6 protein-coding genes are annotated in these 9050 nt (G+C 58.4%); 4 read left to right on the top strand and 2 right to left on the bottom strand.

What is annotated here, in order from left to right; all coding sequences use genetic code 11:
• Both AC1EKG_RS08480 and AC1EKG_RS08475 read right to left on the bottom strand, forming a co-directional pair.
• Positions 1-2075, bottom strand: a 2075-nt coding sequence (locus AC1EKG_RS08480; RefSeq protein ID WP_285444626.1) for a Rib/alpha-like domain-containing protein, incomplete at its 3' end; no start/stop codon positions are given.
• 226 nt (positions 2076-2301) lie between these two features.
• Entirely contained in the window at positions 2302-3804 is a 1503-nt protein-coding gene (locus AC1EKG_RS08475) for a CCA tRNA nucleotidyltransferase (protein ID WP_004807730.1), read from the bottom strand.
• Positions 3805-3913: 109 nt separating this feature from the next.
• Between AC1EKG_RS08475 and AC1EKG_RS08470 the strand changes: the two genes are divergently transcribed.
• Genes AC1EKG_RS08470 through AC1EKG_RS08455 form a run of 4 tightly spaced genes read left to right on the top strand, consistent with a single transcriptional unit; the run spans position 3914 to position 9014 of the window.
• Complete coding sequence (locus AC1EKG_RS08470) at positions 3914-6523, top strand: lysylphosphatidylglycerol synthase transmembrane domain-containing protein (protein ID WP_048706357.1); 2610 nt, start codon at positions 3914-3916, stop codon at positions 6521-6523.
• Between the two features lie 18 nt (positions 6524-6541).
• Entirely contained in the window at positions 6542-7378 is an 837-nt protein-coding gene (locus AC1EKG_RS08465) for a DsbA family protein (protein WP_004807733.1), read from the top strand.
• Positions 7375-8208, top strand: a complete 834-nt coding sequence (locus tag AC1EKG_RS08460) for a cytochrome c biogenesis CcdA family protein (RefSeq protein ID WP_004807735.1) — start codon at positions 7375-7377, stop codon at positions 8206-8208. Before AC1EKG_RS08465 ends, AC1EKG_RS08460 begins: the two co-directional genes overlap by 4 nt.
• Positions 8205-9014, top strand: a complete 810-nt coding sequence (locus AC1EKG_RS08455) for a CPBP family intramembrane glutamic endopeptidase (RefSeq protein ID WP_004807737.1) — start codon at positions 8205-8207, stop codon at positions 9012-9014. Before AC1EKG_RS08460 ends, AC1EKG_RS08455 begins: the two co-directional genes overlap by 4 nt.
• The last annotated feature ends 36 nt before the right edge of the window (positions 9015-9050 follow it).

Below are 9050 nucleotides of genomic sequence, written 5' to 3'. Positions count from 1 at the left end.
TTATACTCACCCGGCTCAACATCAGCACCCGGCTTAGCACTAATAGAACCATCAGCATTAACCGTCGCCCACTCAGGAACACCCTCACCAGGAGCAAACTTAGACCCCTCCGGCAACGCATTCCCATCAGCATCCTTAGGAGCCGCAACAGAAACCGACTCCCCAGCCTTCACCGAAACATCCTCATACTTCGGATCAACCGAATCAGCAACAGGCTTATCAGCCGCACCAACCTTAACCGGAACCTCAACAGTGTCAGTAGACCCATCCGGATAAGTCACCACAACCGGAACCTTATACTCACCCGGCTCAACATCAGCACCCGGCTTAGCACTAATAGAACCATCAGCATTAACCGTCGCCCACTCAGGCGCTGCCGTCATCCCTTCTGGCAGCTCCTCGGCCGTAGGAGAGGCAAAAGTGGTCCCTTCATGTAACGGATTGCCCGCCTTAGTCAACGGAACCGCAACCGTACCACTATCCCCGGCTTCGACCTCGATCTTCTTGTACTGCGGATCCGGAGTCGCAGCGAAGTTATCTGCCGCGAGCGCCGTAGTAGTATCGCCCTTCGGATAGATCGTAGCGGTGTAAATCTGTGCCTGATCCAAATCGTCGGGAACAGTGAAGGGGCAGGACTCAATCTTGCCCACACTGGAAGATGTCACAGTGCACTTGCCGACCTGCTTACCAGTCGAATCAGTCCAAATAACGTCATAATCCTGCTCCGGGTTGAACCCAGAAGCTTCAGTGTTTGCAGTATCGCCCGGTGTTGCCAGCTTGTCCGTGGAATCATATTCCACAACGTCAAACTTACGGTTCTCCAGTTTCAGCGCAAAGTCCATATCGATTACGCCACTGATCGCATTAGAGGAAGCAAGCAGCGTATTTCGGCCAGCGTCCTGGAACATGTTGGTCTGCATCGTATCCATGGACCCGCCAACGCCCTCGGGAATCTCGGGAGACACATACATGTACTTGGTATTGACATGCTTAGAACCAAAGTTGCCCTTCGCCCAAGAACCCTTGTCTGCAGGAGCCAAATCGCCATAGGTTCCGCCGTTGGAAATACCCTTATAGCTGTAGCTGTCCCCCCAAAGCCCCTGGAACTGAATCTGGTAGGAGCCATCGGCCTTGGTCAAAGCGTACGCCGTTTCAGCAATGGCGGACTTGCCCGGATTTTCTTCCTCGTACTGCGCCATGATCTGCTTTTGCGCGTCACGGAACTGATCCTGGGTTGCTCCCTTGTTTGCAGCCAGCCACTTATCGAATCTGCGGGCTACCTCGTCCTGCACATATGACGCACGAACCTTCATTCCCTCCATAGGCTTATCGCCCATACCAGTATTTAGCCGGGGAACATCGCCGTCCTCACCATAAACGTTTCGCTGATCCCACCACACACGGCCAAGCACGTCGCCACCAGTCTTGGTGGGAGTCAAGTTAGTCTGCTTGTCCTCGGGCAGGTGCATCACATCGTTTTGAGGCCGCTCTTGGAAAGACACGTTGTAATCAACAGCGCTCTGCCGGGCCAACCGCCAAGTTGCGTGCACACGCTGCACGCTGTTGTGGAATGTTTGGAAGCCCTCCGAGAAGGACGCCATGTACTTCGAATCGTCCGGATTGTCAGACCAGACTCGCAACTTCTGGGTCGAGTTAGCCTTCCACTTGTGCTTGTTACCTAAAGAATCGGTCCAATCAGGCAGCTCAATAGAGTACTTTCCGTCCTCTGCGGAAGTAGCCGTATATATAGGAGAGACAGTCTTAGCAGAATCGTCATCCATCCACTGCACGTACACGTTCACTCCTGGCAGAGGAGTGTCAGCATCGTTATAAGCCGACCAGGTCTGCTTGCTATCGGCCAAACCGCGCGCCCCCGACCGGTCAAGGAATACCTGGCCGGAAACAGTATGGGCAGCCTGATACTGCCCGGGCGATGAGATCGGGGTATTTTCAGCAAAGGCAACCGGATTTACCACCGGAGACATAAAAAGCCCACCCGCGGTAAGAGCAACAGCACCAAGACCTGCCGCTAACGGACGGGGAGTAAAAATCAACGGGTTGCGCTTTAGACTCATGAGTCCTCCTGCCTAGAAGAACCGTGCGCCCCGACCATCGTTGGCGGGAAAAATACGCGACGGTATGCACTCATAAAGCCTAGCAAGTAGCAATGTCATTCACATAGGACTGTGAGCCGCATCACCATCAATTGCGCAACTAAATTATCGCAGGTGAGGTAACGAAAAGCGCCATATAAAGCCCGCCCCCAACAGGCGAGGGCGGCCCCTAAAGTTCCTACAACAACTACTGCTGCTCTTTCCACCAAGCCAGCAGCCGCTCTTTTGCCACCTCTTCATCAAGCGGACCAGCATCCATACGCAACTGCAGCAAGTACTTATAAGCTTTTCCTACCTGCGGACCAGGACCAATCCCCAAAATCTGCATAATCTGCTTGCCGTCCAAATCCGGGCGGATAGAATCCAGCTCTTCCTGCTTAGCAAGCTCGCTGATACGACGCTCCAGATCGTCATAAGCATGCGACAAATACGCCGCCTTCCGCTTATTGCGCGTAGTGCAATCCGCCCTGGTAAGACGGTGCAACCGCTCCAAGAGCGGCCCCGCATCTGCCGCGTACCGACGCACCGCCGAATCGGTCCACGCCTGCTCCCCATACCCATGGAAACGCAGGTGCAGCTCTACCAGCCGACACACCTTTTTCGTAGTGTCCTTGTCGAACTTCAACGCCCGCATCCGCTTGCGCGTGAGCTTAGCTCCCACGATCTCGTGATGATGGAACGAGACCGTCCCATTAGATTCAAACCGCCGCGTATCCGGCTTACCCACGTCATGCATAATCGCGGCAAAACGCAGAATAAAATCAGGCGCCGGCACAGCCCCGTCCGGGCCGGTCTCCATAGACATCGCCTGATCGAGCACAGTCAACGTATGTTCATAAACATCCTTGTGACGCTTATGCTCGTCAACCGTCTGCCGCAACCTGGAAAACTCGGGCAACACAATATCTGCCACCCCGGTATGCGTCATCAACTCAAGCCCAGCCCGAGGGCGCTTACCCACCATGAGTCGGACCAGCTCGGCCTGGATTCGCTCAGCAGACACAATCGACAGCCGCTCCGCCTGCTCCCCCATGGCACGCATGACATCCTCGGCCACGTCAAAACCTAACTGCGAAGCGAAACGCGCCGCCCTCATAATGCGGAGCGGATCATCGTCAAAGGACTGCTCAGCAGAAACCGGGGTACGCAGGGTGCCCGCCAACAAATCCGCAAGCCCCCCAAGCGGGTCGACCAACGTCATGTCGGGAAGACGAATCCCCATAGCGTTCACCGTAAAGTCGCGCCGCGTCAGATCGCCCTCTAAAGAATCACCGTACGCAACCTGCGGCTTCCTAGAGCCCACCTCGTACTCGTCAGTGCGGTAGGTCGTAATCTCGACAACCGTGTCGCCAATACGACCGCCGATAGTGCCAAAAGCGCGCCCCACATCCCACGTGTTAGCGCCAGCTTTACGCAACAGCGCCTCCGTCTGCTCGGGATGGGCAGAGGTCGTCAAATCAAAATCATGAGGGCGAAGACCCAAAAAAGCATCCCTGACCGGGCCGCCCACAAGCGCGATCTCTTCGCCGGCGTCGACGAAGACCTGCGCCACCGCAAAAACTTCCCTAGGCACGAGCGCTAATGCTGCGTGCGCGTTCTTCATTGCAACCTGCGCTGCCGCTGCCATTCCTACTTCGGCAACGTCGGGCAAACGGACAGCATCAGCGATCGGCTCAGGAATATTCTGCATACGACAACCCTAATCGAAACGGGCAACTAATAGACAAACAGATACGCAAGATCACCTGAATTCCGCTTCGCGGTGGGTAAAATATGGCCTTTCCACTAACATGTTTCCTATGGGAAAAGCCGGCACCACAAACACATGGACTACCACTCTGCCGTGGGTCCGCTCGGTGCCGCCTAAGAAAACGGCGGCCCAAGAAGGCGCTCCCACCACCTTGATTGACTCCCTTGCCAGGCGCGTACACCGTCCTGACGACTTGGTACAGCTGGTGTTCATTGCTCTATTAGCAGCGTCGCTGGTGCTAATTTCCATGGTGGGAACCGAAACTTCGGTGGCCATCACTTCAGACGTGCAGCACGCCGCCTCCCGCCTACAAGAGATCGTCTATTTTCCCCTTCGCATCGTAGAGAACGCGCTAGTACTGGCAATTCCCGTGGCGGTGTTAGGGATGCTGGCATTCAAAGAACTGTGGCGTCTGATTCTAGAGGCCGTACTGGTGGCCATCGTTTCCGGCCTGGCCGCCTGGGGCGTCACCGAAGCCCTAGCGCTACTACCTAAGCACCTGCTGACCGCCTTCGCTATTACCGAGGGCGGCAGCACCGTGATCGCCCTGAACGTCCCCATTGCCGCCCTCGTCGGCATGATCACCTGTGCTGGGGAACGCTCCCGCGAGCGCGTCATAGCCCTATCCTGGACAGGCATCTGGATCACCCTGTTCATCGCTCTGATTCAGAACCGGTCTACCCTGTCTGCAGCACTTCTTTCCGTTGCCGTAGGGCGCATCGTGGGACTCTTGGGCCGTTACGCCGTAGGGGTAGTTGACCGGCGCGCAAAGGGTGCGGAACTAGTTGGAGCCATCCGGTCTGCTGGGCTTCACCCGAAACTCATCAGGCGCCTCGGCACCCCGGCCGGAGGAGCGCCGCAAGTCCTGCAAATTTCCACAGTGGCCTCTAGGCGGGGCCACCTGGTACTGCAAACGAAGCGGGTAGGAGACGCAGAAGTGGTACCCGACAAGGCCGCCTGGCCCTCCGGGATCGATTCGCGCCACTACGTGATGGAAGACGTTTCCGGAAAACGTTACGAAATCACCGTCCTAGATTCGAACCGCAACTATTTGGGGTGGATTGAGCGCACATGGGACAGCTTGCGCCTGCGCGGCCTGTCCGGATCCAACCCCGCCACCCTTCGCGGTTCCCTAGAACGCGCCACGATGATGGCCTCTGCCGCCACCGCTGCGGGAGTGCACTCGCCCCGCCTTGTCCAGGTAGGCAAGAGTGGGGAAAGCGCGCTCATGATTTATGAGGAGACGCCGGACGCTCGCCCTCTGGCAACGCGCAATGCCGACCCGCGCGAAAAGGGCGGTTCCTCCGCTATGGCGCAGGGTGCCTCCCTTACTGAAGAGGGCGCCCGCTCCCTTTGGCGGCAGCTGCGCCGCGCCCACGCTGCCGGCCTGGCACACCGCAACATCACCCCCGATGCCATAGCCATCACCCCCAACTCGGATCCGGCGATCATGCACTGGGAGGCCGGCGAGATCGCCGCCTCGGAACTAAATCAGCGCGTTGACCTTTTCCAAATGCTGGTAGTCCAAATATTCACGTTGGGGTGGCAGCGCGCCCTCGACATCGCTAAAGAAGAACTGGGGTCAGAAGTGCTGCGGCAGATCGTGCCGGTGACCCAACGCATCGCTCTGCCGTCGGTAACTTCGAGGCTGGCGGGCAAACACAAGCTACTAGGCCCGCTACGCGAAGAGCTGCTGGGCGAACAACCCGAGAAGACCGACGTGCAGATGGTCGAGCTTACCCGCTTCAACTGGAAGCGGACCGTCTTCGCCGCGATCGGCGTGGGGGCACTGGTAGTAGTGGCAGGCAGCCTGAACATTGAGGAGCTCAAGACCGCCATCACCGGCGCCAAGCCCGGATGGATCATCGTGGCCACCGCCTTTGCTTTTGCCTCCTACGTTGGCGCCGCCCTCAACCTGAAATATTTGACCCCGGAAAAACTGCCGGTATTGGAGACTACCCTGGTGCAAGTTGCAGCCTCCGTGGTGGCACTGGTCGCACCCTCCGGGGTGGGGCCCGCAGCCCTAAACCTGCGCTACCTGCAAAAGAAGGGCGTAGCCCCATCGCTCGGGGTTGCCACGGTAGCCCTGGTGCAGGCCGCCCAGTTCGTGTTCACCGTTGCCGCCCTGGCGATCGTCATCGTGATCACTGGCCAGGACGGTTCGGTCCGCATTCCCGGCCGCACACTATTCCTGGTACTGGTAGGCATTGCCGCCGTAGTAGTGGTCATCGCCGAAATTGGACCACTGCGCAAACGCATCATGGCTTGGCTAAAGCCTTGGCTGTCAGAAGTGTGGCCTCGCATCGTCTGGGCCATGGCCGATCCTAAACGAATCGCCCTGTCCGCCCTCGCCGTGCTGCTGCAGACCGCCTGCTATGTGGGCACATTCGGGGCGTGCCTGATGGCATTCGGCCACCGCCTGCCCATCCCGCAGCTGACCGTTACGTTCCTAACCGCGAACACCCTCGGTTCAGTAATCCCCACCCCCGGCGGTCTAGGCCCGGTAGAAGCAGCCCTCACAGGCGGGCTACAAGTTGCCGGCATTCCGGGAGCCATCGCCCTGTCCACGGCCATGCTCTACCGCCTTCTCACATACTGGCTACGTGTACCTTTCGGGTGGGTAGCGCTAAAGTATTTGCAGCGAAAGAACACCATCTAGCCTGCTGAAAGGGAACAGATGACTGACAAGGCGAGCGAGCGCCGCAACCCCGTCGTGGTGCTACTTGCGGCAGCAATTTGCGTGACTGTGGCCATCATTGCCGGGCTAATCATTTACAACGCCACCAAGAGCAAAGACCACGAGGCTGCACCCACCCAGCAGACCAGCGAGCAGACCGAAACCGAGGTCGCCCTCCCGACCGACCCGCAAGGGCTCCTGGATGTGGGCGCCCGCGAACAGCCTGCCGAAAAAGTTGCGAACGAAAAACAGCGCAAAGCTATGCTGGCCGAAGCCCGCCGCGACCCGCAGGATGGGCGCGCCCTCGGCAAAGCGGATGCGCCGGTAGTTATGGTCGAATTCGGCGACTTCTCCTGCCCGATGTGCGAACGCGCTCAGGAAGAAAGCATTTCGAAGCTGACCCCGCTCATTGACGCGGGAGTTTTGCGGGTGGAATGGAAAGACATGGCCTTCTTCGGCCAGTACCATTCCGAATACGCCGCTGCTGGCGGACTAGCAGCCGCAAACCGCGGTAAGTTCTGGCCCTTCCACGACGCCGCCTACAAATTGAGTGCGGATGGCGACCACCCCGATTGGAACGAATACCTGCTCCGCCAGACGGCACAAAAAGCGGGCATCGAAGATGTTGACGAATTTATCGAAGAGGCGGGCTCTGACGAACTTGCCTCACAGGTAGACCAGCAAACCGATCATGCTTCTACCGACCTGGGCCTGCAAGGTACTCCCATGTTCTTCATCAATGACCGATTCATCAGCGGCGCTCAGGATCCGCAGCTATTCCTTGCCACTATCCGAGCCGCCTACAAAGATGCCACAGGACGGACAAACATCAAGTGAGCGTCACACTACTAAGCGCATACCTGGGCGGACTGGTTACCCTTCTGGCCCCCTGCTCTGCCACTCTAATTCCCGCGTTCTTCGCTTACGCTTTCAGTTCCAAGGGCCAAATTGCGAGGTCGACGCTCGTGTTCTTCGCGGGCCTTTTGGTAGCGCTTTTGCCGCTTGGGGCCGCAGCGGGTGCCCTGTCTAGTGTGCTGATGCAGTACCGACACACGATAGCGGTTGTTACTGGTGTCATCATTATTGTGATGGGCGTTTGGACTGGGCTGGCTTTGCCGTTCCCGCATCTGCGGCTACCGGGGAGCACGCGGCGCGCGACTCGGCGGGGCGGCGGGGTTTCTGCCCTAGCTATTGGCCTGTTGGGATTGAGCTACGGGTTGGCTGGCGCCGGTTGCACCGGCCCCATCCTGGGTGCTGTTTTGGCGCTTGCGGTTACTGCCGGTTCGACCACGTTGGGTGTGGCCACCATGTTTTCTTACGCGCTTGGCATGTTTACCCCGATCGCGGCGCTTTCGCTCGGGTGGAATTCGCTCAGCCAGCACAAGCGCAATTGGTTGCGGCCACGCCCGGTGAAGTTCTTGGGGAGGCAAACCACTTGGGGTTCGCTGATTGGCGGGGCGCTGTTCGTCATCTTGGGGATCCTCCTTATTGGCAGTGGCGGAATTGCTGGTTTCGCGATCTTGGGCACCAGCGAACAGGCCCACCTAGAAAACGCTCTTTTGCAGGCGGGAAAGGCAGTACCTAACTGGTTGTTCCTTCTGCTTATAGTGCTGCTGGCCGCCCTGGTGTTCGTCCTCGTGAAAGGCGGAAGGAACAAGCGTAAATGAGGTATTTGCACTGGCGGTCTAACCTGCCTACGGTTGGCTGGCTCGCGGCAACTTTCGCGGGAGCATTCCTGCTACGCGAGGTAGCCGTCGTGGTATTCACCCTGCCCATCGAGGCGGTTGGGTTCCCCAGATCGCTACTGCGCCCTTCCACCACCGTGTTGGAACTGGTGATTCCACTAGCCATAGTGTCCTTCTTTACTTTGGCGGTTGCCCGCAAGCTAGACCATGGCATGGACGTGCTGATAGAGCCGTCATTGCAGGCCACCCGCGAGCGCGCTGCTCGTCGGCCGGTGGATCCGTGGGAGGACGAAGAGTACTCGAACGCGCGCGCCTTTTCAGAGCTATCCCTTACCCCAGACCCGGTCACCTATCCGCCTAGGCGCAGTATTCCGGTGCTGATTCGCGCGGGAGCTATGGCCCAGTTCTTCCTAATTGCCGTTATTGCGATCCGCAATATCACCGTCTACGAGGTGACGGAGGAATCCACGGCAGCGCTGCTGAGCGGCGGTGTGGGCGTGCTGGCGGTAGCAGTGGCCGAGGAGTTGCTCTTTCGCGGCACCCTTTTGATGACTAGCCGCGACCTGTTTCGGCGCGAGTGGCAGGCTGTGGTCCTGTCGTTGGTGCTGTTTGCTATCTGGCAGTTCGGCATGATCCCCCTGGGCACCGACTGGACTATGGCAGTCCTGATTGCTGCCCGCTCAATCGTGACCGGTTTTGGTTTCTACTGTGTGCGCGTCATGACCGGGCACCTGTGGCCCGCGATCATTGCGCACACGCTCTGGGGTTTCTTCGTTTTCGTCCTGTGAACTGGCCCGCGCCCACCGGCCTCGCCTAGACACCTA

It is taken from the genome of Winkia sp. C0117E2 (assembly GCF_056590455.1).
The sequence above is the reverse complement of the archived record's forward strand: the minus strand, read 5'-3'. Positions and strand labels throughout refer to the sequence as shown.

Coding starts and splice junctions, on each gene's coding strand:
- AC1EKG_RS08475 (WP_004807730.1), bottom strand. CDS start 3,804: ATGCAGAATATTCCTGAGCCGATCGCTGATGCTGTCCGTTTGCCCGAC.
- AC1EKG_RS08470 (WP_048706357.1), top strand. CDS start 3,914: ATGGGAAAAGCCGGCACCACAAACACATGGACTACCACTCTGCCGTGG.
- AC1EKG_RS08465 (WP_004807733.1), top strand. CDS start 6,542: ATGACTGACAAGGCGAGCGAGCGCCGCAACCCCGTCGTGGTGCTACTT.
- AC1EKG_RS08455 (WP_004807737.1), top strand. CDS start 8,205: ATGAGGTATTTGCACTGGCGGTCTAACCTGCCTACGGTTGGCTGGCTC.